The sequence below is a fragment of the Gardnerella washingtoni genome (genome assembly GCF_049262705.1).
Lineage (GTDB): Bacteria > Actinomycetota > Actinomycetes > Actinomycetales > Bifidobacteriaceae > Bifidobacterium > Bifidobacterium vaginale_D.
In genome coordinates this window covers 407,726-434,494 of the sequence record NZ_CP058398.1, presented here as the reverse complement: position 1 = coordinate 434,494, position 26,769 = coordinate 407,726, and the positions used below count along the sequence as shown (strand labels likewise).

At 37.2% G+C, this 26,769-nt stretch carries 33 protein-coding genes and 3 pseudogenes; 12 read left to right on the top strand and 24 right to left on the bottom strand.

Going from position 1 to position 26,769, the window contains the following annotated elements; all coding sequences use genetic code 11:
• Positions 1 to 23 precede the first annotated feature (23 nt).
• From HXT28_RS01655 to HXT28_RS01645, 3 genes are read right to left on the bottom strand one after another with little or no spacing between them, the layout of a single operon-like run.
• On the bottom strand, positions 24 to 962 hold the full coding sequence (locus HXT28_RS01655; RefSeq protein WP_422113562.1) for an ABC transporter permease: 939 nt from the start codon (positions 960 to 962) through the stop codon (positions 24 to 26).
• Positions 959 to 1,738, bottom strand: coding sequence for an ABC transporter (locus tag HXT28_RS01650; protein WP_422113561.1), 780 nt, complete (start codon positions 1,736 to 1,738; stop codon positions 959 to 961). Before HXT28_RS01650 ends, HXT28_RS01655 begins: the two co-directional genes overlap by 4 nt.
• A gap of 10 nt (positions 1,739 to 1,748) precedes the next feature.
• Positions 1,749 to 2,858: an ABC transporter ATP-binding protein gene (locus tag HXT28_RS01645; protein ID WP_422113560.1), complete on the bottom strand. Its 1,110-nt coding sequence runs from the start codon at positions 2,856 to 2,858 to the stop codon at positions 1,749 to 1,751.
• Between the two features lie 428 nt (positions 2,859 to 3,286).
• On the opposite strand from HXT28_RS01645, the gene HXT28_RS01640 reads away from it, so the two are divergent.
• Both HXT28_RS01640 and HXT28_RS01635 read left to right on the top strand, forming a co-directional pair.
• Positions 3,287 to 3,565: a type II toxin-antitoxin system RelB/DinJ family antitoxin gene (locus tag HXT28_RS01640; RefSeq protein ID WP_422113559.1), complete on the top strand. Its 279-nt coding sequence runs from the start codon at positions 3,287 to 3,289 to the stop codon at positions 3,563 to 3,565.
• 292 nt (positions 3,566 to 3,857) lie between these two features.
• Complete coding sequence (locus HXT28_RS01635) at positions 3,858 to 4,028, top strand: IS3 family transposase (protein WP_422113558.1); 171 nt, start codon at positions 3,858 to 3,860, stop codon at positions 4,026 to 4,028.
• A 127-nt stretch (positions 4,029 to 4,155) separates the two neighbouring features.
• Here HXT28_RS01635 and HXT28_RS01630 read toward each other — a convergent pair whose 3' ends face one another.
• The 3 genes from HXT28_RS01630 to HXT28_RS01620 form a co-directional block, all read right to left on the bottom strand.
• Entirely contained in the window at positions 4,156 to 4,380 is a 225-nt protein-coding gene (locus HXT28_RS01630; RefSeq protein ID WP_004114701.1) for a hypothetical protein, read from the bottom strand.
• Positions 4,381 to 4,751: 371 nt separating this feature from the next.
• Positions 4,752 to 5,687, bottom strand: coding sequence for a hypothetical protein (locus tag HXT28_RS01625; protein ID WP_422113686.1), 936 nt, complete (start codon positions 5,685 to 5,687; stop codon positions 4,752 to 4,754).
• 130 nt (positions 5,688 to 5,817) lie between these two features.
• Positions 5,818 to 6,324, bottom strand: a complete 507-nt coding sequence (locus HXT28_RS01620) for a GNAT family N-acetyltransferase (RefSeq protein ID WP_422113557.1) — start codon at positions 6,322 to 6,324, stop codon at positions 5,818 to 5,820.
• Between the two features lie 483 nt (positions 6,325 to 6,807).
• Between HXT28_RS01620 and HXT28_RS01615 the strand changes: the two genes are divergently transcribed.
• On the top strand, positions 6,808 to 7,122 hold the full coding sequence (locus HXT28_RS01615; RefSeq protein ID WP_064347017.1) for a type II toxin-antitoxin system RelB/DinJ family antitoxin: 315 nt from the start codon (positions 6,808 to 6,810) through the stop codon (positions 7,120 to 7,122).
• Positions 7,119 to 7,451, top strand: a complete 333-nt coding sequence (locus tag HXT28_RS01610; RefSeq protein ID WP_064347015.1) for a type II toxin-antitoxin system RelE/ParE family toxin — start codon at positions 7,119 to 7,121, stop codon at positions 7,449 to 7,451. The genes HXT28_RS01615 and HXT28_RS01610 overlap by 4 nt, the downstream gene beginning before the upstream one ends.
• Before the next feature lie 128 nt (positions 7,452 to 7,579).
• Here HXT28_RS01610 and HXT28_RS01605 read toward each other — a convergent pair whose 3' ends face one another.
• Entirely contained in the window at positions 7,580 to 8,773 is a 1,194-nt protein-coding gene (locus tag HXT28_RS01605; RefSeq protein ID WP_422113556.1) for a hypothetical protein, read from the bottom strand.
• A gap of 190 nt (positions 8,774 to 8,963) precedes the next feature.
• Here HXT28_RS01605 and HXT28_RS01600 point away from each other — a divergent pair, with 190 nt between their 5' ends.
• Both HXT28_RS01600 and HXT28_RS01595 read left to right on the top strand, forming a co-directional pair.
• Complete coding sequence (locus tag HXT28_RS01600) at positions 8,964 to 9,167, top strand: helix-turn-helix transcriptional regulator (protein ID WP_422113555.1); 204 nt, start codon at positions 8,964 to 8,966, stop codon at positions 9,165 to 9,167.
• A complete protein-coding gene (locus tag HXT28_RS01595) occupies positions 9,164 to 9,565 on the top strand; it encodes a DUF2178 domain-containing protein (RefSeq protein WP_422113554.1) in 402 nt (133 codons plus the stop codon). Before HXT28_RS01600 ends, HXT28_RS01595 begins: the two co-directional genes overlap by 4 nt.
• A 23-nt stretch (positions 9,566 to 9,588) precedes the next feature.
• On the opposite strand, the gene HXT28_RS01590 is transcribed toward HXT28_RS01595, so the two are convergent.
• Positions 9,589 to 10,233, bottom strand: a complete 645-nt coding sequence (locus HXT28_RS01590; protein WP_422113553.1) for a helix-turn-helix domain-containing protein — start codon at positions 10,231 to 10,233, stop codon at positions 9,589 to 9,591.
• 347 nt (positions 10,234 to 10,580) lie between these two features.
• Between HXT28_RS01590 and HXT28_RS01585 the strand changes: the two genes are divergently transcribed.
• Together HXT28_RS01585 and HXT28_RS01580 are read left to right on the top strand one after the other, a co-directional pair.
• Entirely contained in the window at positions 10,581 to 10,829 is a 249-nt protein-coding gene (locus HXT28_RS01585) for a prevent-host-death protein (RefSeq protein ID WP_004128496.1), read from the top strand.
• Positions 10,826 to 11,203 (top strand): type II toxin-antitoxin system death-on-curing family toxin, encoded by a 378-nt coding sequence (locus tag HXT28_RS01580; RefSeq protein WP_422113552.1) that lies wholly within the window; start codon positions 10,826 to 10,828, stop codon positions 11,201 to 11,203. The genes HXT28_RS01585 and HXT28_RS01580 overlap by 4 nt, the downstream gene beginning before the upstream one ends.
• Positions 11,204 to 11,293: 90 nt before the next feature.
• Here the strand turns inward: HXT28_RS01580 and HXT28_RS01575 are convergent, their stop codons facing one another.
• The 3 genes from HXT28_RS01575 to HXT28_RS01565 all read right to left on the bottom strand — a co-directional run bounded on the left by HXT28_RS01575 (position 11,294) and on the right by HXT28_RS01565 (position 13,925).
• Positions 11,294 to 11,896, bottom strand: a complete 603-nt coding sequence (locus tag HXT28_RS01575) for a DUF4097 family beta strand repeat-containing protein (protein ID WP_032814670.1) — start codon at positions 11,894 to 11,896, stop codon at positions 11,294 to 11,296.
• A 182-nt stretch (positions 11,897 to 12,078) separates the two neighbouring features.
• Entirely contained in the window at positions 12,079 to 12,564 is a 486-nt protein-coding gene (locus HXT28_RS01570) for an NUDIX hydrolase (RefSeq protein WP_016637474.1), read from the bottom strand.
• 374 nt (positions 12,565 to 12,938) lie between these two features.
• Positions 12,939 to 13,925 (bottom strand): helix-turn-helix domain-containing protein, encoded by a 987-nt coding sequence (locus HXT28_RS01565; RefSeq protein WP_422113551.1) that lies wholly within the window; start codon positions 13,923 to 13,925, stop codon positions 12,939 to 12,941.
• Between the two features lie 607 nt (positions 13,926 to 14,532).
• Here HXT28_RS01565 and HXT28_RS01560 point away from each other — a divergent pair.
• Together HXT28_RS01560 and HXT28_RS01555 are read left to right on the top strand one after the other, a co-directional pair.
• Entirely contained in the window at positions 14,533 to 14,805 is a 273-nt protein-coding gene (locus HXT28_RS01560; protein ID WP_016637256.1) for a type II toxin-antitoxin system Phd/YefM family antitoxin, read from the top strand.
• Positions 14,786 to 15,103 (top strand): type II toxin-antitoxin system RelE/ParE family toxin, encoded by a 318-nt coding sequence (locus HXT28_RS01555; protein ID WP_422113550.1) that lies wholly within the window; start codon positions 14,786 to 14,788, stop codon positions 15,101 to 15,103. Before HXT28_RS01560 ends, HXT28_RS01555 begins: the two co-directional genes overlap by 20 nt.
• Positions 15,104 to 15,289: 186 nt before the next feature.
• Here HXT28_RS01555 and HXT28_RS01550 read toward each other — a convergent pair whose 3' ends face one another.
• From HXT28_RS01550 to HXT28_RS01535, 4 genes are all read right to left on the bottom strand, one after another.
• Positions 15,290 to 15,673, bottom strand: a complete 384-nt coding sequence (locus HXT28_RS01550) for an integrase (protein ID WP_422113549.1) — start codon at positions 15,671 to 15,673, stop codon at positions 15,290 to 15,292.
• A gap of 155 nt (positions 15,674 to 15,828) precedes the next feature.
• On the bottom strand, positions 15,829 to 16,008 hold the full coding sequence (locus HXT28_RS01545; RefSeq protein WP_009994761.1) for a hypothetical protein: 180 nt from the start codon (positions 16,006 to 16,008) through the stop codon (positions 15,829 to 15,831).
• Between the two features lie 528 nt (positions 16,009 to 16,536).
• Positions 16,537 to 17,028: an NUDIX hydrolase gene (locus tag HXT28_RS01540; protein WP_422113548.1), complete on the bottom strand. Its 492-nt coding sequence runs from the start codon at positions 17,026 to 17,028 to the stop codon at positions 16,537 to 16,539.
• A gap of 47 nt (positions 17,029 to 17,075) precedes the next feature.
• Positions 17,076 to 17,414, bottom strand: a complete 339-nt coding sequence (locus HXT28_RS01535; RefSeq protein WP_422113547.1) for a hypothetical protein — start codon at positions 17,412 to 17,414, stop codon at positions 17,076 to 17,078.
• Between the two features lie 129 nt (positions 17,415 to 17,543).
• Here HXT28_RS01535 and HXT28_RS01530 point away from each other — a divergent pair, with 129 nt between their 5' ends.
• Positions 17,544 to 18,347, top strand: coding sequence for a sulfite exporter TauE/SafE family protein (locus HXT28_RS01530; RefSeq protein ID WP_422113685.1), 804 nt, complete (start codon positions 17,544 to 17,546; stop codon positions 18,345 to 18,347).
• A gap of 622 nt (positions 18,348 to 18,969) precedes the next feature.
• Here HXT28_RS01530 and HXT28_RS01525 read toward each other — a convergent pair.
• From HXT28_RS01525 to HXT28_RS01500, 6 genes and pseudogenes are all read right to left on the bottom strand, one after another.
• Positions 18,970 to 19,581, bottom strand: coding sequence for a CadD family cadmium resistance transporter (locus HXT28_RS01525; protein WP_016788774.1), 612 nt, complete (start codon positions 19,579 to 19,581; stop codon positions 18,970 to 18,972).
• Positions 19,582 to 19,729: 148 nt separating this feature from the next.
• A pseudogene (locus HXT28_RS01520) lies at positions 19,730 to 19,992 on the bottom strand (hypothetical protein).
• Between the two features lie 494 nt (positions 19,993 to 20,486).
• Entirely contained in the window at positions 20,487 to 20,705 is a 219-nt protein-coding gene (locus HXT28_RS01515; protein WP_415695424.1) for a type II toxin-antitoxin system RelE/ParE family toxin, read from the bottom strand.
• Positions 20,706 to 20,808: 103 nt separating this feature from the next.
• A complete protein-coding gene (locus HXT28_RS01510; RefSeq protein WP_004133089.1) occupies positions 20,809 to 21,111 on the bottom strand; it encodes a type II toxin-antitoxin system RelB/DinJ family antitoxin in 303 nt (100 codons plus the stop codon).
• Between the two features lie 456 nt (positions 21,112 to 21,567).
• Positions 21,568 to 22,140 (bottom strand): DUF7010 family protein, encoded by a 573-nt coding sequence (locus tag HXT28_RS01505; protein ID WP_422113546.1) that lies wholly within the window; start codon positions 22,138 to 22,140, stop codon positions 21,568 to 21,570.
• Between the two features lie 377 nt (positions 22,141 to 22,517).
• Entirely contained in the window at positions 22,518 to 23,003 is a 486-nt protein-coding gene (locus tag HXT28_RS01500) for an NUDIX hydrolase (protein WP_016637474.1), read from the bottom strand.
• Between the two features lie 379 nt (positions 23,004 to 23,382).
• Between HXT28_RS01500 and HXT28_RS01495 the strand changes: the two genes are divergently transcribed.
• Complete coding sequence (locus tag HXT28_RS01495) at positions 23,383 to 24,657, top strand: ATP-binding protein (RefSeq protein WP_422113684.1); 1,275 nt, start codon at positions 23,383 to 23,385, stop codon at positions 24,655 to 24,657.
• A gap of 310 nt (positions 24,658 to 24,967) precedes the next feature.
• On the opposite strand, the pseudogene HXT28_RS01490 reads toward HXT28_RS01495, so the two are convergent.
• The 3 genes and pseudogenes from HXT28_RS01490 to HXT28_RS01480 form a co-directional block, all read right to left on the bottom strand.
• A pseudogene (locus HXT28_RS01490) lies at positions 24,968 to 25,288 on the bottom strand (hypothetical protein); the annotation flags it as partial.
• Positions 25,287 to 25,831 (bottom strand): annotated as a pseudogene (locus tag HXT28_RS01485) (KilA-N domain-containing protein). The pseudogenes HXT28_RS01485 and HXT28_RS01490, both read right to left, overlap by 2 nt.
• A 25-nt stretch (positions 25,832 to 25,856) precedes the next feature.
• Positions 25,857 to 26,762, bottom strand: coding sequence for a BRCT domain-containing protein (locus HXT28_RS01480; protein WP_064623273.1), 906 nt, complete (start codon positions 26,760 to 26,762; stop codon positions 25,857 to 25,859).
• Between the last annotated feature and the right edge of the window lie 7 nt (positions 26,763 to 26,769).

Below are 26,769 nucleotides of genomic sequence, written 5' to 3'. Positions count from 1 at the left end.
AACTAAATTCACATATTTATTACCTAAAACCCTATATTTGTTAAAGTACCTTTACGCTGTTGAACCGCAACACCAATATTCCATATGATCACACCAACAATTGCCCATAACATGCCAACAATAAGAATCACAAGTAGCGATACGCCAACATTTACAGAACCATCAATTATACTACGAGATGCTTGAGTAACATGAGTTACTGGAATCACGTATAACACGTATTGCATCATCTTAGGAAATACGCTAATTGGAGCAATCACACCACAAACAATAGGAAGTATTGCACTAAGCGCGTTAGAAATAGTATAAACATCATTCATCATCATGCTTATAGCAGCTATAGCAATACCAAATCCCGTAGAAGCAACAGGAACAATAAGGAACAACAGCATCAACGCACTCATATTAATCACAAAGAAAGCACTCGGGCTTACTACAAGCATTGTTATAAACAAAGTCACAGCATCACTCACCAAAGAAATAGTCACGAGCGCAATAATACGACCGAACCATAATGGTAATGCAACTTTTGCGCTTGTAAGCACGAATGGTGTTGTGCCTTCAAAACGATCCCATGCTAGTGCTTCTGACACCGTCATACTTGTGGAAATAGAACACGCACCCATCACAGCAGCAAGAGTTGATGCAATCAAACTATGATTAAAACCCGCGCTAGTCGCATAACTAGCTGCTCCATTGAATCCTCCGCTTACAGCTCCAGCTAGAAAAACGTATAAGAACGTGGATAAAAGAGGCTCAACAATCATACGGATAACAGCAGTATTCCAACTATTTAAGCTAGGTATACTCTGTATACTCACTCTTGCACCAGTTCGTATACTAGATAACACGCTCACGTGACCATACTGAGAATATTGATTATATTGATGCAATCTATCGCACTTACTATTTTGAATAATTTTATTTCTCATAGTTTCAACCTGATTATTATTTCGTATCATATTATGTTCAAACTTCCATTAAGCGTTGCAAGTCGAATAGCATGACGTAACATAAAACCTGCAATAACAAGCAGAACGCTGGATAATACAACACATAAAACAATTGCTAACACAGTAGTAGCATTAAATGATTGCGCATGAGACACCCACACTGCAGACGTAAGCGGATGAATAAACGCAATAATGCTAGCTGGCAATGGCATTGATTCTACGGGGATTACTATTCCACAAAGCATCCATACAGGAATTAAAATCAAACCTTCATAAACTGTAGCTTTACGGCATAATACAAAAATTCCAGATAATAATGCAGCAGAAGCTACGCAAGCAAGCATAGAAAGTAAGTATCCAACTAGCTGCGTGAATGTTATTATAAAGAACCCATGGCAGAAAACAGCAACGGTAATAATCGCAAGCGGCATACCAATACAACCAAGTAAAGCTGCAGATCCTACAATAGGAAGAAACACTGCAGAAGGTGAGATAACACTTAAAGTTAAATATTGCAATGTTCCTAAATAACGCTGGTATCCAATAATTCCAACAGCAGTAGTTGTAGCAGACCATAATCCAGCTATAGAAGAATCAACCCAAATATTATTAAGACAATTAGCGCAATCATGAGAAAAACCATAGTATGCAACAATTTTCATCAACGCAAAACATACTGGAGCAAGTATCGCATTTTGCAAGAAAAACGTTGTTTTTGCTAAGCTTTTAAGCTGAAACCACATGCCACGAATCACAGAAGCGTATGAATGAGTAGAAGTATTCATATTAAGCCTCCTACTTATTCAATGAAGGTGAAGAAGACGAAGAAGACGGCGTAGCAGCAGCAGAAGAAGTAGAAGTATTTGATGCAGAAATATTATCATTTTGCACAATAGCAAGATACGTTTCTTCCAAACTTGCAGCGCGATCACCTAAACGCGTAATCCCATCAACAGAAATCTTGATATTTCGTTCTTGCGATAATGTTTTACTCCACGCGATAGTAATATTTAACACTCCATGCGATTCAAAAACATCACACCACAACACTCCATCAAGTTTTTGCAATTCTTCCTTAACACTAGTAGTTCCGCTTGATACTTCACCGTCATACGCGTACATTGTTACATGATCAATATGCTGCAAAGAAGCCAACTGCTGAACACTTCCCTGAGCAATAATATTACCGTGATTTATTACAGCAACAGTATCAGCTAATTTTTCAGCCTCACTCATCTCATGCGTAGTTAACAAAATCGCTATTCCTTGATCTCGTAAAGCATGAATAATTTCACGTACTTTCCTAGCATTTTCAGGATCCAAACCAGTGGTAGGCTCATCTAAAAGCATAAGATCCGTTCTAGCAACCAGCGATCGAGCAATATGCAACCTCTGCCACATTCCCCTTGAAAAAGTTTGAACAACATCATGAGCTTTATCAAGTAAATCAACTTGCTCAAGAGCATCGTGAATACGCTTTCCTTGCTCCCTATATGGAACAGCGGAAAGATCCGCAAAATAACGAAGATTATCTAATGCACTTAACCTTTGATAAAATCCTCGCTCACCTCCAAGAAGTAACGACACGTGCTTACGTGCTTCTCGAGGATTACTCACAGCATCAATATCGGCAATACGAACACTACCATTATCAGGAGCCAACAACGTACCAACAATTTTCACGGTAGTTGTTTTACCTGCACCATTTGGACCAAGCAAGCAAAATATTTCACCAGAATGAATATCAAAAGATACGTTATGTAAAACTTGGCGAGTTGTCTTCTTACGGCCAAATCCACGAGAATAAGATCTTGTTACATTATCAATACGCAATATTAAGTTGCTAGCTGACTGCTTATTATTGTTATCGCGACTATTAGTTGCATTTTCTATATTATTATTCATTATTATTGCTTCGTTCTTACTTGTTATTAAAGTTTCATTCTTACTGTTATTGAATAAATTTCAACAATGAAAATCAGTTAGATAAAAAGATAACGCTTGCTTATAAGAACGATAAGAACGCGCAAAACATGCAAAAACATGCAAAAACCAACGCGCACGTGCAAACATAATGACAAACATCATGTGCAATGCGTGTTTAATACTGCTAAAGAATATGTATCTTAAGCTGTTTTATGTGCTTTTATATGCCTTTCAAACCGTTCTTAAGACTAGCGATCATTTGGGCAGTCATAGCGCAACACCTCATAAACTTAAATGTGCTTTACGTGGAAAATTATATGAGTATTACGTCAAAAACTCAAATACAAGCAACCACAAAACATTTGTTTAACATTTGCAATACAATATAAGTAGTTGGAGATAATAATATGTCTAAAACTGCAAACATCAACATACGTATTGAACCAAGTGTAAAACAAAGTGCTGAAGACTTATTTGGCAGCTTCGGAATTTCCGTCACTGATGCTATCAATATTTTCTTACGAACTTCCATAATGGAAGGCGGTTTCCCATTCATAATTAAGCAGCCACAATATAACACTGAAACACTGGCTGCTATGGAAGAAGCTAGAAGAATTTCCAGAGACCCTAACGTACCATCGTATTCCTCTATGGAAGACCTTAAGAAAGCGTCGTTGCAAGACTGATGTACAACGTTAAGTTCACGAATGCCATATCAATCAACCTCCATACACATACCATAAAATACTGTATCGCATATTGCAACACAATTTACATGAATGGGATTTTTTGACTGTCATACACGATTTTTATGTTCGCATTACTGCATCAGATAGTACGATCAAGCGCCGTGATGGTAGGAAGCCCCGCTTATTTTCTCGTTTGAGTTTGAACATAAAAATAGCAGATAAAGGGAAGGAAATGAATTTACACCAAAGTGAGGGCTTAATCGCTAACAGCATGCTCGCAATATAAAAATTGCAAATAACGTTCTCATTGCATAACTTTTTCGCAATTTGTTATCTAAGTCGCAGTAGCTGGGATAGCACAGAAGAATTACGTCAAGCTATTCATACTTATATTGATTCTTACAACAACCACAGAATTAAAATGGGGCTTAAAAGACAATTATGGAACATCGTACTATGATTGCACAAAATGTCTAAAAATTGTCCTAAGCCCCTTTTGTTTTCAATGTCAAGTAATACTAAATGTTAAGCCTTTTTAGCTTAACTACAGCAAGTTTTCCTTGGTATTTCAACGATAACTCGGTTTTTTAGCACACTTTTTGCCGCTTACCCTCAAAAATAGTTCCTTCATTAGGCAACAACATCGTTGTCATCAAAGCAAGCATGAACGTAAACGGACCGAGCGCATTCCCATACGTTTTGAACATCACACCAAAATCATGGCCGTATACCACCATCGACAAGTAAAGGAACATAAAATTCACAGCTGTAAACATAACCAACTTCAGCACGAACATAAGAACCTTGTACATGAGAATATCCTCCTCACTCACTCCACGGAGTCGAACACCAAATAGGTTTAACACTCATTCTATCCAATAATTTTTTGCCATACAATTGTTGTTGTTATTTTTGATAACACATAAAATGTATAAGGTGTTCTAAGTTTTACTTGTAACAAATAGAAATAGGGTTATGCTATCCCTTTCACGGGGATTCTTGCAGCAAAAACTAGGACTTTTTTGGACTTCTATTGTAATTACTTTTATAGTTACTTTTGCATAAACCACCCTGGGTGCATAGATAAACACCAAATTCTCAGCTGCAAGTCTTTTTCGATTATAGTCGATAAATTTATCATTTTTTACATTTGTTTCTATTATAAACGAAACAAATTAAAAATTCACCTTTTAGGGTTCCACTTGATAACGAGGATAATATCGGTAAGCACAATACCAACAACTACGCTTACCCATACTAAGCTCGGTGTAAGCAGCCAAGCGAGAACACCAAAAATCAGCAATCGAAGCAATACAACAATAACCAAGAAAGGCAAACTTTTTGTTAGGCATTTCTGTTGATCAGCCTTCAATGCGCCCATCAGAACCATAACCGCAGCCGCCACGCAAGAAAATAGCATATTGCCCAAGAACATGACAAGCAGCGTTCGCCATCCGAAGATAGTACCAAGCACCCACCATTGCAGCATCAACGCAAGCACAAATATGACAACATCGCATACTGCTTCCATCAGCATATTCGCAACGATTAACGAGGAGAATGTTAGAGACACACCTCTAGGAGTGTCTGTTTTAACTTCGCTCGCATGCTGTAATGCAATCATGTTTCTCGCCTCGGCGCGCTTTACGCGCTCTTCTTCAAGCATTTGAACGCCAAGCTCAACCGATTTCTTTGAAGCTTCCTGTAATTGCGCATCCGTCATACCACGCTGCCAAGGCTTTTCAAAAACAAACAGCAACACACTGGTGATTGTTGCACCAATAATAATGCTTAGCAACGTGATATCGGAAACAAGCAATAAAGCAATACCAGAAGTCACCAACAGCCTGAGCACAAAATCGATAATTCCAATAAGCAAATACCCGTCATCCGGTCTACGATGCCTATACCACTGCAGACACGCTGCACTTAGCAGCGAAAACACCACAACACTCAACGCGAGTATGACCACAGTTTCCCAACCTAGTACTCGGTGCCCTACGAACTGCTGTACAAGCAGCGAAATAATAAGCGTGCAAATGCCAGCAACAGTTTCTATAATCACATTATCCCAAAAAGCATGCTTGAAAAGCACTGGCCTTACATTCGCCTCACTCATCATCTTTCTCCAGAAAATGCAATTACGAAATATCGTGCTTTCATTGTACAGCTTTGATTGCACAGAATATCTAAAAAATTGTCCTAAGCCACGATTGAGTGGTCAGTATAGATAAAATTTAATATTTTCCCTATATATTAATCCAATACCTTCTTGTCGTAACATTTCCTCTTGATAAGCTATTTTTCACTTTGTTTTCTAAAATTCCACCATTATTTTCTATAACTCGTATGGAGCCAATATTGTCATCATCGCATGTAATCAAAACCTTATGCAGATTCAAAGTCTCTTTACAATATGTAAGTGCCATAGAAAGCATTTTCGTTCCATAGCCCTTCATACATTCAGACTGCCTAACTTCGTACCCTATGTGACCACCATAGTTAATTAAAAAAGAATTTAATTCATGCCTAATATTAATTTCACCAATAAATTTTTCATTATCTATCAGCCAAAATGTAGTAGCTTTAACATAATTTTCAGGTAAATTTATACCATGCTCATAGTTATAAGAACTCTCTATAATTGTCTCAGGGTGTATAAAACGTCTTTCTGCATTCGGCCTAAAAATTTCATCTTCTTCATTTGCTTCTATATAACCTTGAATATATTTCTTATCTGGTCTAATTAGTCGCATACGTGCTCCTTATTTCTAATATGCAATTTTATTAAAATTAGAATCCATAATAGTCTGTTTAGCTTTAATAGTATTACTATTAAAAAAAAACCATACATACAAGCTTTATTAAAGAAAATTTTTTATTTTTCCAATAAGTGCAGGCTTTTCGAATACACTTATAACCACTTAACTAATCACAGTTCATCACACCTATAAGTGAAATTTAATAACAAAATCGATAATTTATAAGTTATAACTGATAAAATAGCAAAATCGCATCTAAAATCGTACTAACCAAGCTTAAAGCCGCCACACGCTAAACTTTCTAACGATAAGAAAATATTGCAAAAAGGTTTAAGATTGGCTTAATAGCTTGATTTTGAATCCGAAGATACAACAATGTGAAGTCATAATCTGAATAGTGATTAAACTTTTGCTTTCATCTGCTTGCGTATGCTTGCAAACATTTTGTAAAATAAGGTCAGAAAGGACGCGAGCACAATGACAAACACAAACGCTGTATATGCAAGAATCGATACAAATCTTAAAGAAAATGCTGAAAGCATATTGAACCAGCTTGGAATAACACCATCTTCAGCAATCCAAATGCTTTACAGCCAGATTGTTTTACAAAAAGGCATGCCATTTGAACTTCGTCTGCCGACTAATAAGCAAGAAAAACCGCTTGCTTTAGGCAGCTTAACAAGAGCCGAGTTGGATAAAGAATTACAAAAAGGCATCGACTCTATTTCAACTGGCAAACAATACAGTGCAGATGAAGTAGACCAATTCTTCGCTAAGGAATACGGCGTATGAGCACAACCTATAGCGTCATTTATTCTCCGCAAGCGTTCCTTGATCTCACTGGGCTATACGAATACATTCGCTTTAATTTAAAAGTTCCAAAAACGGCGGAAAAACAAGTCAACCGCATTAAGCATGCTATACGTTCTCTTAACACTATGCCTATGTGCTATCAGCTTGTAGAGTGGGAGCCGTGGTGTTCTAAAGAAATACGCAGAGTTCCAGTCGACAACTACACTGTTTTCTACCAAGTAGACGAAAACCAAATGACTGTAACAGTTATTCGCATATTCTACTCAGGCAGAAATATAGAAAACATTGTTAACGACCCAAATAACTAATGCGCGATTTGGGTTAAAAAGTAACGAATGAAATAGCGTAATTTCGAACGTTATAAAACACACCCACCTAATCAGCCTTTGACATCAACGCATTAAACGTTTTCTCACAACATGAAATAATATATGACTTACAACAAATATATTTTTTCTTTATCAACACATATTTGCGAAGTACGATTGTAGATTTGAGTTATATCCTCCATTTTTTCCACAAACACTTTTGTTTCCGGATTACGCAAAACAGCAAACTCCTTCACTGCTTTTACTCCCATTGCATTAGCATTTTCATGTAATCCGTTTCCTTTATCTTGTAAAAACTCATCAACAGAACCATCTTTAACTAAAGGAATACCACCAATTAACTTACCAACAGCAGTACCAGCAGTACCTATAGCTTTCACAACATTGACTTCTACTTCCGAATTACCAAGTTTTTCTAAATATAAAGAGCTTTTTTCAAATTTCTCACAGTAGTCATCAGACAATTTCTTTATCTCATTTTCTGCATTAGTAATGTACTCTTCCGAAAAATTACCACTTAACATTATTTCCATCAAAGATGATAGAGAGAAAATATATAACGACAATCTGTAATACTTAAACTTTTTCCCTAAATCAGACAACGTCGAATTTACTTTACTTTTAGACACAATAAACTTCTTTGACAGAAGAATGTCAGTAATCTTTTTCTGATAAGCAATAATGTTCTTTCTAGCACGATTCTTAATATCGATAACAAGCTTATGATTATTCGTAACAGAAATTTCATTATCCCAACTGCACTTATAAGTAGAAGCAATCCCCATCAATGACTCAACATCTGCCTCAATCTGTGACTCATTCTCAACCTCCATGAAGGTAAGTATCTTTTCCTGCGTCTCTTTAATCTTTTTCATATCTTTTTCAATAGAATAAATAGCCACAGCCATCATTAAAAGAGCAGGATTAAACGCAGATACTGTTTTCATAGAACCTTGCAAAGACTCCATCTTTGAAATCTGCATCATTCTAGAGCCACCGTCAGCTTTTCTTAAAGATCCCCATAGATTCCCATTTTTTGCGTATTTTAGAGTATCACCTGCAGCTTTATTAGCAATCTTATAAAGACCATCCGTAGGAATGGTTATTGTTTGAGTAACTGTATTACATGCAGGAATTAATGACGATAAACCAGATCCAAAATTCAATAATTCAGATACGGGAACACTTAATACTTTATTGTTGTTATTGTTAAAATCTTTAACATCCACAAGAAGTTTTTCAGTAAAATCTACTAACGCATTTTCACTGTTACTTGCCAAAAGCTCACTACTGTTATCCATAAGAACAATACTATCTGAAATAGTATCTGAAAGAAAATTATACTTCTAGTTTTCTACTCTCTTGAATACTATGAAACTTCACAAACAATATTATCGATATTAAATCCAATGGAAAGTAAACTTGACATTTACTCTCGAAAAGATTATCCTATATGTAAAGCTAACTTTCCATTAGGAAGGAGAATGTAATGTGAAAAATAGACTTGAACAAATTAGAAAAGAAAAAGGCATAGCCCAAGAAGAACTTGCTGACGCACTCGAAGTATCAAGACAGACAGTCGGTTCTTTGGAAAATGGAAGATACAACCCATCAATCATATTGGCATACAAAATTGCTAAGTACTTTAATTTAACAATCGAAGAAATATTTATCTACGAGGAAGATAAAAAATGAAAAAACAGAAAACCCAGAATTTTTGGTACATAGGATATGTAATAGGAATTTGCGGATTAATTCTTGCACTCACTCTTAAACTGAACGAATCCGTAGAAATTGCATTGTCGGTTGTTTTTGTTGCGATTATCTCACTTTCACACGTAAAAATCATGCACTATAAGATGATGAAAAAAGACCACAACTACAAAATAAATGTGAACGATGAAAGAAACGAGAAAATCAAAGATAAAGTAAATGCAACAATGGCATTCATACTGATGCACCTAATGGGAATAATTGCCATAATTGCATTTATAACAAAGGCATATTTACCAGCTGCTCTTTTAACTATTTCAGTAGCCTTCTCTCCATTAATCATGTTTTTTATCAACAAATATTATGAGAAAAAATATTAAAACCAGACCCACCCACCCATTTACTACTTATTACGAAGAAAACCAACTTTCATAAATTCCTTATCTCCAATACGGAACTTTTTACTATTAAACGCCACTCCCATAATTCTGCTAATAATATACTCATCGGTTATAAGCACGAAATACTGCTTATCTTTTTTATCCACCAAATAATACTGATCAGCCCCAAGAGTGGCAACAGCTTTACTGAAATCATATATGCCAAACAATGGCAATCCTCCAAGGAGCGTAGAAAACCATCCAACAAAATTATCCACCATTTTCTCAGATGAACTGTTATAAGTCTTAACAACAGTTAGCATATTGATTTCTGAGTCAGGATATTCATCTAATACAATCTGCTCTTTAATTTTCAGCTTCTTAAAACCGCTCAACCTACCGTCGAAACCATATTTATTGAGATTAATAGGCTTCTTAGTAATAGAAAAATCAACGCTATTGTTCTCATCCAAAAGATAATCAACACTCACGCTTAGAGCAGATGCAATAAATTTCAGATTCTCTATATCTGGCAAACCCCGATTCGTTTCCCATTTTGCTACAGCAGCACGAGATACCATCAATAATTCCGAAAGCTCCTCCTGCGTCAACCCAGCTTCCAGACGAGCCTTTTTAATTTTTTCTCCCAAAGATATAACACTACTCATAACACAACTCCTTTCAAATCAGTTATTACACATCATGAAATTACTTGACGGAAACCAAATTAGTATTGAAACATTTGATTGAGATACCGCCTAATTACAAACTAACAAATAATTTACAGCGGAAAAAGAAACAAGGTGAAACACTATAGTTACCAACTGTAACAGCATAAGAAATCAAATAATGTAGGGAACTTTTTTATGATTATTTAACCGATTTGTTCCCCAAAACACAAGCAACTAGAGCACACATAGGCTATATGGCATTTATAAAATAGCTCTCAAAATACTTAGGATTTATTTATCCTAAAATATATGCTATAATTCTTCTAAAAATGGAGGTTATTGATATGAATGTAAATACAGACACGCTCGTTTCTATTTCCGAAGCAAATCAAAACTTTTCCAAGGTTGCACGACTTGTTGACACATACGGATCAGCTGTTATTTTGAAAAACAACGCTCCGCGCTATGTGATTTTAGAGTTCCCAAAAGCCAAAACTGAAAAAGTTACTGTTCCAGCAGACGATGAAGTTATGGCTTTATCCAACATGTTCATCAAAAAGAACAAAAAAGTTTATGAGGAACTTGCTAAATGAAGTATCTAACACGAGAACAGGTGATTAAACTTCACCAGGCTCTGATTGAAGCAAGTGGTGGTTCTTCAGGTATCCGAGATGTAGGAATGCTTGATTCTGCATTAAAGACTCCACTGCAAACATTTGACGAGAATGAACTTTTCCCATCTGTCTTAGATAAGGCAGTACGTCTAGCTTTTGGTCTTATAAAGAACCACCCTTTCATAGATGGAAACAAGCGTATCGGCACACATGTCATGCTAATCTTTCTGGCACTCAACAACATTATGTTGTCTTATAAAGATGAAGAACTGATTGATATTATTCTCAAAGTTGCATCAGGCAAGGCAAATGAAAATGACCTTTACACTTGGATTAAAAATCACCAAGCCTAATACTCCAACATTTAAAAACATTTTTAGAATATGCCAAACTCTATTTCGTGCGACTAGTCAAAGTAGCGGACATAAAACACCACAACAGTATTACTTCACTACAGCTTTTCCATTCAAGCAGTGCACAGCATAGTGAGCACATCCATTTGTTTTGCGCCCAAGATCTGCTTTATGCTTATCACAAACTTCAGCCATACCATTCTCACAAACTACTTCAAGACATGCACCCTTGGTAATTTCTCCCTCTAAAACACTCGTACCATTTAACGTATCCACCATGCAAGAAACAACAACCTTAACATTATTCACCACAGCAGAACCATTAAGACACTTTAGAAAAACATCATTCGCCTGAACATTCCTTGCTTCCACCCTGCCGTTATGAACTTCTGCATAAATCTTGTCAGCTTTAATATCTGCTACTAATACTTGATTCGACTCAGCTTCAATCTCACAAAAATCAACATTCTCCGGCAACGTAACAATGACCTCAGGACTGCCTTTAGCAAGCCACTTAAGCCAGTAAAAAGCCGACACTTTTTCTGTTTGAACGAACTTTATACCGTCTTGATTTTCTTCAACACAAAATATATCTTTTTCACAATTAACATAACTAATACTAAAAGAATCAGCTCTTCTGACCGTTAAGCTAACATCTTTCGTTTTTGCTACAAACTTCCTACTATTCGCCACTTGAACAACTTCCTTGTTAAATATCGGGTTATAGACCAAAAATCAAAAGACCCGATTTGGTTCGCATTGTTAAGAGGCGCGTCGGGTACTGTTAATTATTGTAATATATCATTGGCGGTTATTTGTTAATTTCAATGAAATAATGTTTATGTAACAATCTCTTGCCATAATAGCGGGATTCATTAATATCTTTCATCTGAAATTATATGCTCTATTCCGCTATGCTCCGATTTAAGATATTCTTTCATAAATGTCGGGTAAGCCTTGCACTTATCAAGCTCATCTATAGGTAACCAATGCATTGTCTCTTTAGCACCTGCCTCTGTAGTGCTATGGCTCGTAAAATCTCTTTTGCCCATGGGCTTCATCATGTAGTAGAATGTCAGCTCATGGAAGTCTACTCCTTTTAAGCCAGAGCTACCGATGAAGAAGTTCTCGTGTATGACAGCAAGATGATCGACCTCGTAATTAAGACCTGTCTCTTCAAATACTTCCCTCTTAACGGCTTCTTCTGACGTCTCACCCATGTGAACCGCTCCGCCAACTGAGTAGAAATAGTCGTCCTCATCATTTCTTGCAAATAGCACACAACCTTCTTCGACTATGATGGCTGCTGCTCTATATCTAAATGCTTTTTTATCGTTAATAAATCCGCAATTATGTTCCATGGTTTACTCCTTTAGAAAATCTGGTAAATATTTGTGTATAATACCTTCTTGCGAAAAATTCATTGTATCCATCGATAAAACATATTTAGGATAATTATCCTTAACCAATCGATAAACACCAAATTCCCAGCTACGAGTCTCTTCACCAGCCAGCAAATAAGAGACTTGATAACTCGTAGGAATAAGTCTTATCTAGAACAAAAGTAGACTGGGTGTGGCTGTCTAAAAAATGTCCGCACCACCGACGGTAAAGCCTATATGTGCGACATTTTTTAATCATACTTTCACTCTTTGGGGGTAATATAAGCGTGGGCATACCATATTTCATCCGGATAACACCTGTTATTCGCCAGAAAATCGACGCTGAAAGTCACTTATTTCTTTCCAAGCCTCCACACTTTGAGCACTACTTCTATTACTCCGTAAGTCAATGCAGCCAACGGCCAAACAATCCAACTTTTTCCCCAATCGGACGTGATGAAACTGTAGGCTAAATAAATGAAGATAATCATAAGCCAGTAAGCTTGGAGCAATAACCTAATCTTTGCAGGATAGACAATCTTTTTCTTCGGTTGCAGCAAACGGTAATAGGACGAGCGAACAATATTCGCCTGCACGAATAAATAAACAGCTGCTGCCACCAGGACAATAGCGATAACTACAAAAAAGCCGGATGAAAGTTGATAAAATTTCGACACTGCATCCGAAATTATAAGAAAAATAAAGGCAACCATACATAAAACGACACCGCTGACCGTCCGCAGCACATACGACGGCATGAACCGTTCCAAGCGTTCTTTGAGCACACTGTCAACGCCGTAAGCCGTTTCAAAGTCCTCTTTTTCCAAATATTGATAACGCTTTTCGTGGAAACTCTGAATAATAAAAATAACTACAGCTACAGTAATAATCGCAACGCTGAATGCTAAGCCAATAGTTTTACCGACTTGCGCATTTACTGTGGGAGAAAGCAAAAGATTACTGCCTATCAACGGGATTGCCGCCAGAATACAAAGAAGAACGCCTAGAGCAACATAGGCGGCAAATGATATTCTGTGAGCAATATAAGCGGAGGCTTCTTCCAGCTCAATTACCCGCATGCGAACGCCGGCTTCTTCCTGGTAGGCATTTTCATCTGCGTTGACGTTCTTCCCCATAACATCAATTTCATCTTTTACCAGAAGATCTGTACTAACACCAAACAAACGGCTCAATGCAATTATCCGTTCCATATCCGGGATACTTTGTGCGCCTTCCCATTTGGAAACAGCTTGGCGACTGACGCCCAATTTGTCCGCCAATTCTTCCTGCGACCAACCGTTTTGTTTACGCAGTTCCAATATTTTATCTGCTAAAATCATAAAAACATCTCCATTTCAAACTCGAATTCATCATGATTATGGTGAAATTATAGATGAAACAGCAGTTGCGTAGTAGCAAGTGCGATTGGCAATTTCCGTTGAAAGCGCAATTTCTGCCGACAAATGAGCGCAACCGACCGCCAATTTGTTTTCTCTCATTTTTGCACAGCGCTTTCCAATCATCTTCACAAACGCAAGCAAACGCATCCGTCACAGACTGCAAATCTTCATCCTCATAATACTCAACAAGCAACTTCTTAAACTCAGGAACCTTATTTTCTGGAATAACCAACAAGCCATTACCATGATAAATCAAACAGTGTAGGGAACTTTTTTACAATTTTTACACCGATTTGTTCCCCAAAACATAAGCAACTAAATCGCACAACTACTCGACAGCAAAATAGCATTTAGAATCTCGAGAAGTAATATTAAATCCACCGCACGCTAAACCTTTTAACATTTAGTCTTTACAACCACATTTCCAAACAAAGCCAATCGTCGTACTAATATCTCACCAAACGTCGGAATAAAAGTTCGATAGCGCGCTAACTATTGTAATTTTGATAATATTATGATACTTTTTTGATAAAAGGAGGTTGATACTATGATTAATATTCGACCAGTTTCCGATTTAAGAAATAAATTTCCAGAAGTAGAAGAAACAGTTATAAATTCAAATACACCAGTATTCCTTACAAAAAATGGTTATGGGACTATGGTTCTCATGAGCATCAAACAATACTCTGCCCTCACTGACGACATTGAAAGAAAACTCGACGAAGCAGATACTTTTGCCGCAAACACTTCTACACGTCTTTCTAAAGACGACGTCTTTGATAGCGCAAGGAGAAGGATTAATGAGCAAGAACACGTATAAATTAACCTTTCTACCACTATTCAAAGAAGATTTATTAGAAACAGTTGACTATATAACCAATACACTGCAAAATCCAAAAGCTGCTCACAGACTTGTTGACGACATAGAATCAGCAATCGATAAACGACTTGAATCGCCCCTCTTATTTGCTCCTTACCAATCATCAACAACACGAGAACACCCCTACTACAGGATTGGCGTACGCAACTTTTCTGTTTTTTACGTTGTCATCGACGACACTATGGAAGTGCGCAGACTTCTATATTCAAAACGAAATATTGACGCACTACTGGAATAACTATTCCTAGTAACTATCATTATTATGTTAACGATTATTAAAAAGCTATCGTTAAAAGGTTTAAGATTGGCTTAATAGCTTGATTTTTGAGCATAAAAACAGCCTAGAGAGGATTCACCACCTAGGCTGACTTTTGTAACATTTCAAATGCTCACATTCTTTTGGCTTTTACGATGCCCTTTCAATTTACGATGCCCTTTCAATATCCACACTAATCTCTGATTTAAAAGTTATACTGAACCTGTCCTCGTAAACTTTTATTTTCTTGATGTACTTTCTTACCAGCTTCTCGTCATACTCACTAATATCGTGACGCTCACTTTTCAGAAAATCTTCCATTTCTCTGATTCGTATTTTAGCATCTTCTTGACCTGCTTTTTCTATAAGAAGCTGCTGTTTCTTACCTTTAAGCTCATCAATCTCGTTGGCAGTTTTCGTGTAGTCTTTTTTAGCTTTAAGCAAGGTTAATGGTATCGCTTGTTTATCTGCAATTCTTTTATCAACCGTTTCAAGCTCACTTAAGTTGTTGCCAGCGATAATTTCTCTAATATTATTCTTCAACGTATCCAATACTTCATCCGATTACCCTAACCGATCACCGGCTAAACAGGACGGACATTGAGCCTGACTTTAAGATTCATAAAAAGAAGTGGCTATTACTGACAGAGATCAGTAATAGCCACCCAACGTGAGATATTCAACTATTGACTTGAACCAAACAAAATTCAATCAGTCTTTCGAAGGACAGTCTTAAGCGAGATCACTGTGACACCAATAACAAAAGAGGTAAAACCAATTCTAATAGCAAGTGTGCCATCCCATATTAAGGCAACCAGCATCGCGATTAAGGCAACCGTCAAGCCGAATGTCGCTACTTCACGGCAAAAACGAACGAGCTTGTCCATTCCTTAAAAACCTCCTCGTGCACATACTAATAATCAGGCCTCATTTTAACTTTTAAGCTATATTTTACCACTTCACACCCTGGGTGCAAAGTGGCGAATCGACTTGCATGGGCGCTTTGACAGAGCTTGAAATTGCATAACGCATTTCAAGCTCCTTCAAAGCGTGATTTGGCTCAAATGTAAAGTCCAGTGGACTTTATGTGCCAAATCAGCCGAACGGCTACTAATAGCCGTGCGTTCCGACCTGCCTTTTCGCTTAGAGCGTAGCGCGAAAAGGTAATTCGGAGCGCTGAGCCGCTCAAGGCAGAAGCACTGCTTCTGCGCGGCGAAGACGTGAGCGCGCTTAGACCGCGCGAACGACATGACCTGCCTTTTCACTTAAAGCGTAGCGCGAAAAAGCACCCCAATTCGCTGAGCTTGCTCAAAGTTGAAAGCACAGTGTGCTTTCAACGCAAGCGAAGTACGTTAACATCCTGTGCACTCAACCCTAGAGCGTTGATATCTTACCTCAAACAGCCAAACTTGAATTTATATATCTACTGTTTTAATAAGTTTGATTGCCCTTGATGATACTAACTCGTCTTGGCTCATTTCCAAAAGGCTCTTTTTATCTACCCACTTATAATTAACCGTTTCTCCTTTTTGAAGAGCAATTGCATTTTTCTTACAATCGGTTACGCATAGATATTCAACATAAAGAGAGCGGTAAACATCCTGCACAAATCTTCCGATCTCCATAATTTTTGAAGCTTCAATACCTGTTTCTTCTTTTAATTCTCTTACTGCACATTCTAATGGTGTTTCATATTGCAATGCAGAACCACCTGCTGTCAACTCCCACATTCCACCGAATTTCTTTTCAAAATCTCTTTGCATAATAAGGTAAGTCCCATCTATATGTTTAACAATTACTTCGCCCACCAAATGATACATGCCGTCAGGAATTGGTTCTCCTCTCACTAATGTAATATTCTTTAATTTATTAAATTCTTTATCATACGCATCCCAAATCTCAGCCATAAAAACCCTCCATAAGGCCTGATTGTCAATTTCATTAAATATGAATTTTATCTTTCTCCAGTGGATATAAAGCCATTGTTCACTTCTACATAAAGCTTACCAATCTCAATATCCGTGATGAGCACTTGATTAGAATCAGATTCAACCTCACAAACTTCCACATCATGTGGCAAACTCACAACAATTTCAGGCATACCCTGAGTAAACCACCTCAGCCAATTCGAAGCTGAGACTTTTTTAGTTTGAATAAGCCTTATAACATTTTGCGCTTCCTCAACCCTCAATATATCTTGTTCACAGTTAACAAAGCTCACACCAAAGGTATCAGCACGTTTCACCGTTAAACGAACATCTTTCGTCTCTGCGATAAACTTCTTATTATCCATTACTTACGTTAATTAGATAAATAAATACATAAATTACAATTGAACTAGTATAGAAACATTCTATTTTTCATATAATATAGTAAAAGTAGTGAATAAAGTACGAGGAGGTGTTTTGTGAAGAAAAGATATATGTTGAGAAATATTTTTAAAACCAAATATAATTTCCATAATATTGTTTTAATCGTTTTCATTGGACTATTAGCAGGTTTCTTATCAGGATTGTTCGGTGTAGGTGGAGGAATGGTGATAGTTCCTGCATTAACTGTTTTTATGAAATTTGATCAGCGTCATGCTACTGCTACTTCTCTTGTTGCCATAATTATAACGTCGCTTTGTGGAAGCATTGTTTACGGTTTAAACGGCAAAGTGTCATTTTTATCAGCATTTTTTCTAATAATAGGTTCAGTTTTCGGATCACAAATTGGGGTATATTTTTCACATATTTTGCCTAAAAAAATATTTCCTTGGTGTTTTACACTTTTTGTATTACTAGTTATATGTTCTAGTCAAGTTTGGATTCCGTTAAGAAATGTAGATTTTAATGTTAATTTTTTAAAAGCTATATGTCTTATATTTATAGGCGTTGTTTCTGGTATTTTTTCAGGTATTTTAGGTGTTGGTGGCGGAGGAATTATAGTGCCATGCGTGCAACTTTTGCTCGGCATGGGAGACCTTATGGCAAGAGGAACTGCTTTGCTTGTCACGCTTCCTACAGCTATAAGTGGTAGTATTGCTAATGCTCGTTACCATTATACTCATTTTACTGAAGGAATTATTATCGGTATTTTTGCGACATTTACTGTAAACTTAGGCGCAATAATTGCGCGCAGTATTTCACCTTTTATATGCAATATATTGTTTTGTATTTTTTTGTTCAGCGTATGCTTACAAATGATATTAAAAACAGGTATTTTAGCTAAGAATAAGCGTTAAATATGTAAAGTCTTTGACTTTTATTTATTTGAAAAAATAGTTTTGAATATAAAAAGTGGGGCTTAGATTTAAGCCCCACGATATAGGAGAATGTTATAAAGTAACTTTTTACAATTATGCCATTTGAGTAACATCTCTTTTTGCTTGTATAAATTTTATTATCATGTTTTTTGCGTGATAAATAATTACGCAAACTATACTGTATATACTCACTTCACAGGGTGGGTGCAAAGTGGCGAATCGACTTGCATGCGCGATTAAAACATAATTCGCGAATGCACTTCGATTCGCTTAGCTTGCTCAAAGTTGAAAGCACAGTGTGCTTTCAACGCAAGCGAAGTACGTTAACATCCTGTACACTCGACCCTAAAGCGTTGACATGTTCCCTCACACAGCCAAACTGCACTCAAAAATCGCGAGAACCCAGCTTAAAGCTGCTTCGCATTAAACCTTTTAACGATAGCCCTCGCTAAACCCTGCTACATAAGGGCAAATTTGCACCCACCTAATCAGCCTCCTGCATCTTATAGCACGGTGAAGCGCCGTGACGGTGGGAAGCACCACTTATTTTTCTCGTTTGAGTTTGAACATAAAAATAACAGATAAAGGGAAGGAAATGAATTTACACCACTTTTAGGACTTGACCTATGAAATAATTAATAGTTCCATTTTCAATCAATATATAAAGACCGAGTCCAATAAACACGACAGGTACAATTACTTTTTCGTACTTTTCCACAGTCTCTCCGATAGCAGAAATTGAGGCGAGATTTTGAGATAATTTGCATAGAATCAAAATCCCTAATGCAAATATTACTAAACTTATACTAATCTCAATCAAACTCTTTCCTGTAAAATAGGGGATATAAATTCCTAAATTATCTCCACCCATTGCCACTGTTAAACTTGTAAATGCTAAGATTTTTGATCCATTTCCTGTAATTTTCCCCTCGATATCTTCTTCATCAATATCTTCATCCACAAAAATTGCTCTTATACCAAGACCTAGCGGAATTAGACCAAGGAGTCCGATAATCCAATCTTGTGGAATAAAATTTAAAAAGTAAGCGGCAATAAGACTAGCCAGTACAAGCAGTCCTGTACCTAAATACTGCCCTACATAAATTGATTTCAAACCTTTCTTTCCTTGACTAGCGAATAAAATAGTCAAAACAACTAAGTAGTCAATGGATGTAGAAACAAAAACTAATAAAGCGGATACTATTGTTTCCATTATTCCTCCTTTCAAAATGTTTAATTTTTTAGACAGACGCACCCTCTTCTCTCCATTGATACTCAACCCATAACTCTTTTAACAGCAAAAAAGCACGTCAGCGACTTGCTGATATACTTTTATTTTACCTTACACTTTTCCTGTAAGCTTAACACTTTAGTTCCGTTTTGCTCCTATCAAGGAAAGTAAGATCAACCTTTCCATCGTGATGCACAGTTAGATGGTCAACCATGCTAAGCCAGACGTTTTCATCGAACACTGTTAACAAGTCCTGTTTTTCAAGTCCTCGATAAAATATTCAACTTCATCATGCCTCATTTGCTTTTCAACAATGCGAGCTTTTACTCCCTTAAGCCTTGATTCTACAGTATTGAACCTGTTCACTAGACTCGCATATTTTTTCTCCCACATATGCTACGGTACATTTCCTTCTGCATAAATTTTTTCCACTTCACCAGCTGGGTGCAAAGTGGCAAATCGACTTGCATGCGCGATTAAAGCATAATTCGCGAATGCACTTCGATTCGCTGAGCTTGCTCAAAGTTGAAAGCACAGTGTGCTTTCAACGCAAGCGAAGTACGTTAACATCCTGTACACTCAAACCCTACACCGTCGACATGTTTCCTCAAACAGCCAAACCGCGCTCAAAAACCACGCCAAGCCAGCTTAAAGCTGCTTCGCATTAAACCTTTTAACGATAACTCTCGCAAACCCCTGCTATACAAGGACAAACTTGCACCCACCTAATCAGCCCTTGACATCAATACAACACTCTCGACGTGGATTGAGAGAACGGTAGTATAGCTACACTTTTTTGAGTGCACACTATGGATAGTGGGTGCACTTTTTAACGATAGGAAAAGCTATCGTTAAAAAGTTTAAGATTGGCTTGATAGCGCGTTACATTACAATTCTTCCAGTTGTTTAGTCTGGTCTCTTCTCACGTAGATAACCGCGAGTATTTGAACTTCTTTTCTACTATCATCAACACAAAAATAAACGTAATAATTTTTTACGCGTATTCTTCTAAAACCAAGTTCACACCACGGCTGCTCACTAATTAACTTCACACGATAAGGCATCGTCTGCAAAGACATCATTTCCGACTTCAACAGCTCGAGCATTCTTTTAGCCACTATCGGTGCTTGTAACTCCGTGGCGATATATTCTCGATAAGTGCAAGATGCTCTTTCGCCTGACGAGTGACTTTTATCTTATACTCATCCATTAAAGACCTCGTTCAAGATCTTCAAAAACATCATCTATCGGATAACTATCACCACGAACCGCCTGATCATAACCTTTAGCCATCAACGCGTTAAACGTTTTCTCATCCATATCATCTTGTGCTGGAAGAGACTTTGGAATAGTAAGCGAAAACGGAATACCCTTATTAAGAATGATTTGACGATAAAACATGTCAATAGCCGTAGCCCTAGGAACTCCAATCGTTTCCAGAATCTGCTCCGCCTGCTGCTTAATATTTTCTTGTATTCTCACATTCACATTCGCTGTCTTAGTAACTGCCATATAAACCAACCTCCATACGCATATAATAAATTATTGTGTCGCATATTGCAACACAATTTATATGAATAAGATCCCTCAGCTGCCATACATGTTTTTCGTGTTCGTGTTACCTTCGCATTGCCTTTGTATTACCGCTTTTTATAGCACGGTCAAGTACCATGATGCCGGCGATAACTCCATCTATTCTATAGGTTGATTTTTGAACATAAGAATAGACTAAAGAAAATTCAATAGTCTGGATTTTATAACATCCCCACATGAAATTGAGTGGTCTAGTTTCATCACGTGTTGGATACAACGAAAACTTACCCTTAAACTATGAAGCTATTTCTTTGAACTCTGAAAATTTAACCTTGAATTCTGAAACCTTTTTGGGCATCAAAAAAGACGGTATTACTACCGCCTTAATCATTTACACATAACGCTTTTAGATTTAGATTTCTATTTCATAGAAACTTAATCCTTGCTAAGCTCTACAAACTGGGATTTGTTGTAGTTATCTCCCATTTTCTTTAATTCCATATGTAATACACAAGCAAATACTATCTCAATAATACATGCCACAACAGCAACCGTTGTGCCGTTTAATGCACATCCTAAAATCAAGGAAATCATCGGAATGGAAATTGCAGCAACTGTATATCCCTTTGATTTGTACAGCCATGAATACGGCAGTAAATGTGCGCCAAAGACCATTGCATACACCATAATCATCTTTTCCGGAACCGCACTAAACACCCACATAACGATTAATAAATAAATCATTTGATTTAGGGTGAAAATGAAGCCTAATTGTCCAAGTGGATTTTGTTTTGAAAAGATATCAACCTTTATAAGGTTACCAATGAGCCAAGCCAGCGGTAATAATGGGCATGAACAGCAAAATACCAATAAATTTTTCATATCCATATTGATATCTAAAATTGACACAAGTACTATCAGAAGCCATATAATCACCGATGCCATGATAAATGGTAATCCTTTTTTCTGCTTTATGATGATATCATTCCTCAATTCATCTAAGCTCATTGATTTCTCCTTCAAATGCTAATTTATACAATCTGATATTCAACGTCGTGGCAGTGTAAAGGCACTACGGTAATCAATCCAAAACATAAGTGTTTCAAGTATCAAGGTTTGAGACTCCGCTTTAGCCTTCTGATTTTCTTCTTCCTCTCCACCGAATTCAATGATCATTGCTCCGGCATCAACGCGTATTCTGCGCCTTTCGAGACTCAGATAAGCGTAATTGTATCATGATCTATGTTTTCATAATTTATATAAGAGAGTACATCTTCGAACTGCTCTAATGGTATCCTGGCTAATGTTTTCAGCTGATTGTTCTGTCCGAACATAAACAGAAATAATGTTTATGTAACGATCTCTCGCCATAATAGCGGGATTCATTAATATCTTTCATCTGAAATTATATGCTCTATTCCGCTATGCTCCGATTTAAGATATTCTTTCATAAATGTCGGGTAAGCCTTGCACTTATCAAGCTCATCTATAGGTAACCAATGCATTGTCTCTTTAGCACCTGCCTCTGTAGTGCTATGGCTCGTAAAATCTCTTTTGCCCATGGGCTTCATCATGTAGTAGAATGTCAGCTCATGGAAGTCTACTCCTTTTAAGCCAGAGCTACCGATGAAGAAGTTCTCGTGTATGACAGCAAGATGATCGACCTCGTAATTAAGACCTGTCTCTTCAAATACTTCCCTCTTAACGGCTTCTTCTGACGTCTCACCCATGTGAACCGCTCCGCCAACTGAGTAGAAATAGTCGTCCTCATCATTTCTTGCAAATAGCACACAACCTTCTTCGACTATGATGGCTGCTGCTCTATATCTAAATGCTTTTTTATCGTTAATAAATCCGCAATTATGTTCCATGGTTTACTCCTTTAGAAAATCTGGTAAATATTTGTGTATAATACCTTCTTGCGAAAAATTCATTGTATCCATCGATAAAACATATTAATGTACGAAAATTAAAACTTATTGCTTACAGTTCACCATATACAACTTAGCTCATGTTAAAAACAAATGGGAGTCACGAATTACCATCACAAACTATGCCTTTTAACATTTAGTCCTTACAACCACATTTCTAAACAAAGCCAATCGTCGTACTAATATCCCGCCAATCATCGGAATGAAAATTCGCCAATCGTCGGGACAGAATTCCGACAATCGTCGGAAAATGATGATAGAATTCATATTATCAGCAGAAAATACGAGCAGACTTAATTAAAAAAACAGGGTGACAGAGTTGAAAAAATATAGGAAAAGAATTGCCGACGATATTTTGAAAAGAAAGCTAGAAGGCAAAGGCGCGGTACTGATTGAAGGGCCGAAATGGTGTGGGAAAACCACTACTGCAGAACAATTTGCAGCAAGCGTTTTATATATGGACAACCCCGAAAAGAAAGAACAGAATATCGCTATGTCGGAACTAAGCCCAAAGCGATTACTGAAGGGAGCTACCCCAAGATTAATTGACGAATGGCAGCTTGCTCCAAAACTTTGGGATGCAATACGGTTTGAGGTTGATCATCGTAGTGAGCTTGGGCAATTTATACTAACTGGTTCTGCTGTTCCTGCAAACACTACAGAAATTACTCACTCTGGTACTGGGCGCTTCACGTGGCTAACAATGAGACCAATGAGCTTATATGAATCCGGTGATTCCACGGGCGAAGCTAGCTTGGAAAACCTTTTTGCGGGAACTAAAAGTATTGAGGGTGATTCAAACTTAAGTATTGACCGCCTAGCTTTTCTTGTATGCCGTGGAGGATGGCCACAATCGGTGGATATGCGTGATGAAATTGCTTTAGATCAAGCTTTTGATTACTACGATGCTATTGTACACTCCGACATTAATCGTGCCGATGACGTAAAAAAAGATGCTGAAAAAGTTAAGCGTCTTATGCGCTCATACGCAAGGAATCAAGGAGCACAAGTACCAAATACTGTGCTTTCGCGAGATATTTCTGCTAATGAAGATAAGACAATTAGCGAGGAAACCGTTGCGTCGTATGTTGATGCGCTTCGCAAAATATTTGTTGTAGAAGATATGCCTGCTTGGAATCCAAATCTAAGATCAAAAACTGCCATTCGTTCATCCGATACGCGTTATTATATTGACCCATCTATTGCTGCAGCGGCTTTGGGAATTGGACCAAACGACTTGATAAACGACTTAAATACTTTCGGTTTTCTATTTGAAACACTTTGCATCAGAGATCTGCGAATTTTTGCAGATTCTCTAGGCGGCGAAGTTTACCACTACAGAGATAAAGACGGACAGGAATGCGATGCGGTTATTCATTTAAGAAACGGTAAATACGGTCTTATTGAAATTAAACTCGGAGGCGAAAAGCTCATTGAAGAAGGAGTAAAAAGCCTTAAAGCGATGAAAGAAAAAATCGACACCAGTAAAATGAACGAGCCATCTTTCCTTATGGTTTTGACTGGAACAGGCGATTTTGCGTATTGCCGCAAAGACGGTGTTTGCGTAGTTCCTATCGGCTGCTTAAAAAACTAACACGAAGCCTTTCATGACTACAAACGCTAAACCTTTTAACGATAACCCTCGCTAAACCCTGCTACACAAGGACTAAAACGCAGCAACTAGACTGCACGCATAGTAGATGTCATCAAAACGATATCTTGATTAAGTGCGATTTGTAAAGGAGCGCCACTGATTCTGTATGGATTGAGAGAACGGGTAGTATAGCTACACTTTTTTGAGTGCACACTATGGGATAGTGGGTGCATCTTTTAACGATAGAAAAAGCTATCGTTAAAAAGTTTGAGATTGGCTTAATAGCTTGATTCTTGAGTGCAAAATATTACTATTTCTTCTTATAACCTACAGCAACATTACCTGCTTTATTAACTCCTGGTACTTTAAAAACATTAGAGCTTGGCTTGTCTTTTAAATCAAATTTACCAACTAAAAATAAAGCTTTAAGTCCTGGACCAGGTAAATTGAACGATGAGTCAACTAATTCGATGGGCTTATCTCCAAGAGTGACTTTAGACAAATCATAATGAGAATCCAGAATATCGCGCGACACAAAGAGATACAATTCATCTTTATCCATATAGTTTTCCGGTATACGAAACTCTTCCCGAGACATCGCTACTGTTTCCCAATGATACGACGCAAGCTTATTGCAATTTTTTAATTGATTCACTTTCAGATAGTATCCTCATTTGTTCAATAGCTATTGCATTTAATTTCTCCAATCTTTCAGATTGACTCATACCTTCATTTATAAATACCGCATTAAGATTCTCAAGATTAGAAAGGCAAACAAGCTGAGATATATCTGCATAATCTCTAATATTGCCTTTTAAATCCGGATTTTCATCACGCCACTCTTTAGCTGTTATTCCAAATAAAGAAACATTAAGAATATCCGCTTCATTTGCATAAATAAAATTGATTTCCCCACCCATTGCTTAACAGATAATATAAAACGGTTAAGTCCTGCTTCATTTTTAATTCCCTCGAATTCGGTGGAATTAAAATTCGTGTTATACATTTCTTCCCAAATACCTAAAAACTCTATCGTATTCTTATTCCTAAGCCACTTTTCAATCAAAGCAGAACCGTTATCAATATTTCTAACCATATCCGTTAAAGAAATATAATCTCTATTGTCAATGGCAATAATACTGATTTCTGAACCTTCAACATTTATTTTAGACACGTAATCACCTCTCAATCATCCAATTTCACACATTTAGCAAATCATAGAAAGTACGCTCATCAATAATTTCTATATCTTGCCCCTCAAGCTTGAGCTTTTCCGCTTTCTTATGCTTTGAAGACTTCTCACCTTTAAGAATTGCATTGTAATCATTGTCACCAAGGATCAGACAGTTCGTCTGCTTAGTCACACTATTATCTAAGACACCGCCGAGATTCACTACAATCTGCTTAGCATCTTTTCGAAGCATTTTCTCAAGCTTACCGGTGAAAACCACGTGCCGATTATAGAAAAATCCATCTTTATCAACAACCACTTCATCAGGCTTAATTGCTTTGATATCTATCCCTTTACCACCGTGACTTCCGCTAACAGGCCATAAATCTTCAATTACTAGATTCTTCTCAGCCATGCGTGTTTTAACAGCATCATATAATTCTTTCGTTGATGTGCAGTCTGATAAAGCACGGTGTTCATTATTGTGTAATCCTAAGTAGTCAGTTAAATCGGAGAGTCTGTGATGTTTCAGCTCAGGATACAGTTTTCTTGCAAATTGCATCGTATCCATATACCGGTTAGTCAGTTGTTCCTTAAAGCCTTCATTCAAAAAGCGCATATCAAAAGAAGTCCTATGACCAAGGATAATGTCATCACCTATGAACGAAAGCACAGACGTTTTCACACTGTCTATAGATGGCATACCTTCCAGCATGTCATTAGTTATTCCTGTTAATGCTGTAATAAAACCGTCTACTTCTATACTCGGTTTAATCAGCTGATCATAACGGTCTACTATCTCATTATTTCTAACTTTTAAGATACCAATCTCAATAATCTCATTATAATACGCAGAAAAGCCGGTCGTTTCGGTATCTAGCACACAGTAATCATCAATGAGTTGCTTAGTGTAATTTGAGTTTGAATTGGACATGAAAGCA

Coding starts and splice junctions, on each gene's coding strand:
- HXT28_RS01535 (WP_422113547.1), bottom strand. CDS start 17,414: ATGGATAATAAGAAGTTTATCGCAGAGACGAAAGATGTTCGTTTAACG.
- HXT28_RS01630 (WP_004114701.1), bottom strand. CDS start 4,380: ATGTACAAGGTTCTTATGTTCGTGCTGAAGTTGGTTATGTTTACAGCT.
- HXT28_RS01610 (WP_064347015.1), top strand. CDS start 7,119: ATGAGCACAACCTATAGCGTCATTTATTCTCCGCAAGCGTTCCTTGAT.
- HXT28_RS01500 (WP_016637474.1), bottom strand. CDS start 23,003: ATGGAACATAATTGCGGATTTATTAACGATAAAAAAGCATTTAGATAT.
- HXT28_RS01570 (WP_016637474.1), bottom strand. CDS start 12,564: ATGGAACATAATTGCGGATTTATTAACGATAAAAAAGCATTTAGATAT.
- HXT28_RS01505 (WP_422113546.1), bottom strand. CDS start 22,140: ATGAGCTTAGATGAATTGAGGAATGATATCATCATAAAGCAGAAAAAA.
- HXT28_RS01565 (WP_422113551.1), bottom strand. CDS start 13,925: ATGATTTTAGCAGATAAAATATTGGAACTGCGTAAACAAAACGGTTGG.
- HXT28_RS01640 (WP_422113559.1), top strand. CDS start 3,287: ATGTCTAAAACTGCAAACATCAACATACGTATTGAACCAAGTGTAAAA.
- HXT28_RS01605 (WP_422113556.1), bottom strand. CDS start 8,773: ATGGATAACAGTAGTGAGCTTTTGGCAAGTAACAGTGAAAATGCGTTA.
- HXT28_RS01645 (WP_422113560.1), bottom strand. CDS start 2,858: ATGAATAATAATATAGAAAATGCAACTAATAGTCGCGATAACAATAAT.
- HXT28_RS01580 (WP_422113552.1), top strand. CDS start 10,826: ATGAAGTATCTAACACGAGAACAGGTGATTAAACTTCACCAGGCTCTG.
- HXT28_RS01540 (WP_422113548.1), bottom strand. CDS start 17,028: ATGGCTGAGATTTGGGATGCGTATGATAAAGAATTTAATAAATTAAAG.
- HXT28_RS01620 (WP_422113557.1), bottom strand. CDS start 6,324: ATGCGACTAATTAGACCAGATAAGAAATATATTCAAGGTTATATAGAA.
- HXT28_RS01585 (WP_004128496.1), top strand. CDS start 10,581: ATGAATGTAAATACAGACACGCTCGTTTCTATTTCCGAAGCAAATCAA.
- HXT28_RS01625 (WP_422113686.1), bottom strand. CDS start 5,687: ATGAGTGAGGCGAATGTAAGGCCAGTGCTTTTCAAGCATGCTTTTTGG.
- HXT28_RS01560 (WP_016637256.1), top strand. CDS start 14,533: ATGATTAATATTCGACCAGTTTCCGATTTAAGAAATAAATTTCCAGAA.
- HXT28_RS01530 (WP_422113685.1), top strand. CDS start 17,544: ATGTTGAGAAATATTTTTAAAACCAAATATAATTTCCATAATATTGTT.
- HXT28_RS01525 (WP_016788774.1), bottom strand. CDS start 19,581: ATGGAAACAATAGTATCCGCTTTATTAGTTTTTGTTTCTACATCCATT.
- HXT28_RS01650 (WP_422113561.1), bottom strand. CDS start 1,738: ATGAATACTTCTACTCATTCATACGCTTCTGTGATTCGTGGCATGTGG.
- HXT28_RS01480 (WP_064623273.1), bottom strand. CDS start 26,762: ATGTCCAATTCAAACTCAAATTACACTAAGCAACTCATTGATGATTAC.
- HXT28_RS01510 (WP_004133089.1), bottom strand. CDS start 21,111: ATGGCAGTTACTAAGACAGCGAATGTGAATGTGAGAATACAAGAAAAT.
- HXT28_RS01655 (WP_422113562.1), bottom strand. CDS start 962: ATGATACGAAATAATAATCAGGTTGAAACTATGAGAAATAAAATTATT.
- HXT28_RS01555 (WP_422113550.1), top strand. CDS start 14,786: ATGAGCAAGAACACGTATAAATTAACCTTTCTACCACTATTCAAAGAA.
- HXT28_RS01590 (WP_422113553.1), bottom strand. CDS start 10,233: ATGAGTAGTGTTATATCTTTGGGAGAAAAAATTAAAAAGGCTCGTCTG.
- HXT28_RS01615 (WP_064347017.1), top strand. CDS start 6,808: ATGACAAACACAAACGCTGTATATGCAAGAATCGATACAAATCTTAAA.
- HXT28_RS01515 (WP_415695424.1), bottom strand. CDS start 20,705: ATGCTCGAGCTGTTGAAGTCGGAAATGATGTCTTTGCAGACGATGCCT.
- HXT28_RS01595 (WP_422113554.1), top strand. CDS start 9,164: ATGAAAAAACAGAAAACCCAGAATTTTTGGTACATAGGATATGTAATA.
- HXT28_RS01545 (WP_009994761.1), bottom strand. CDS start 16,008: ATGGACAAGCTCGTTCGTTTTTGCCGTGAAGTAGCGACATTCGGCTTG.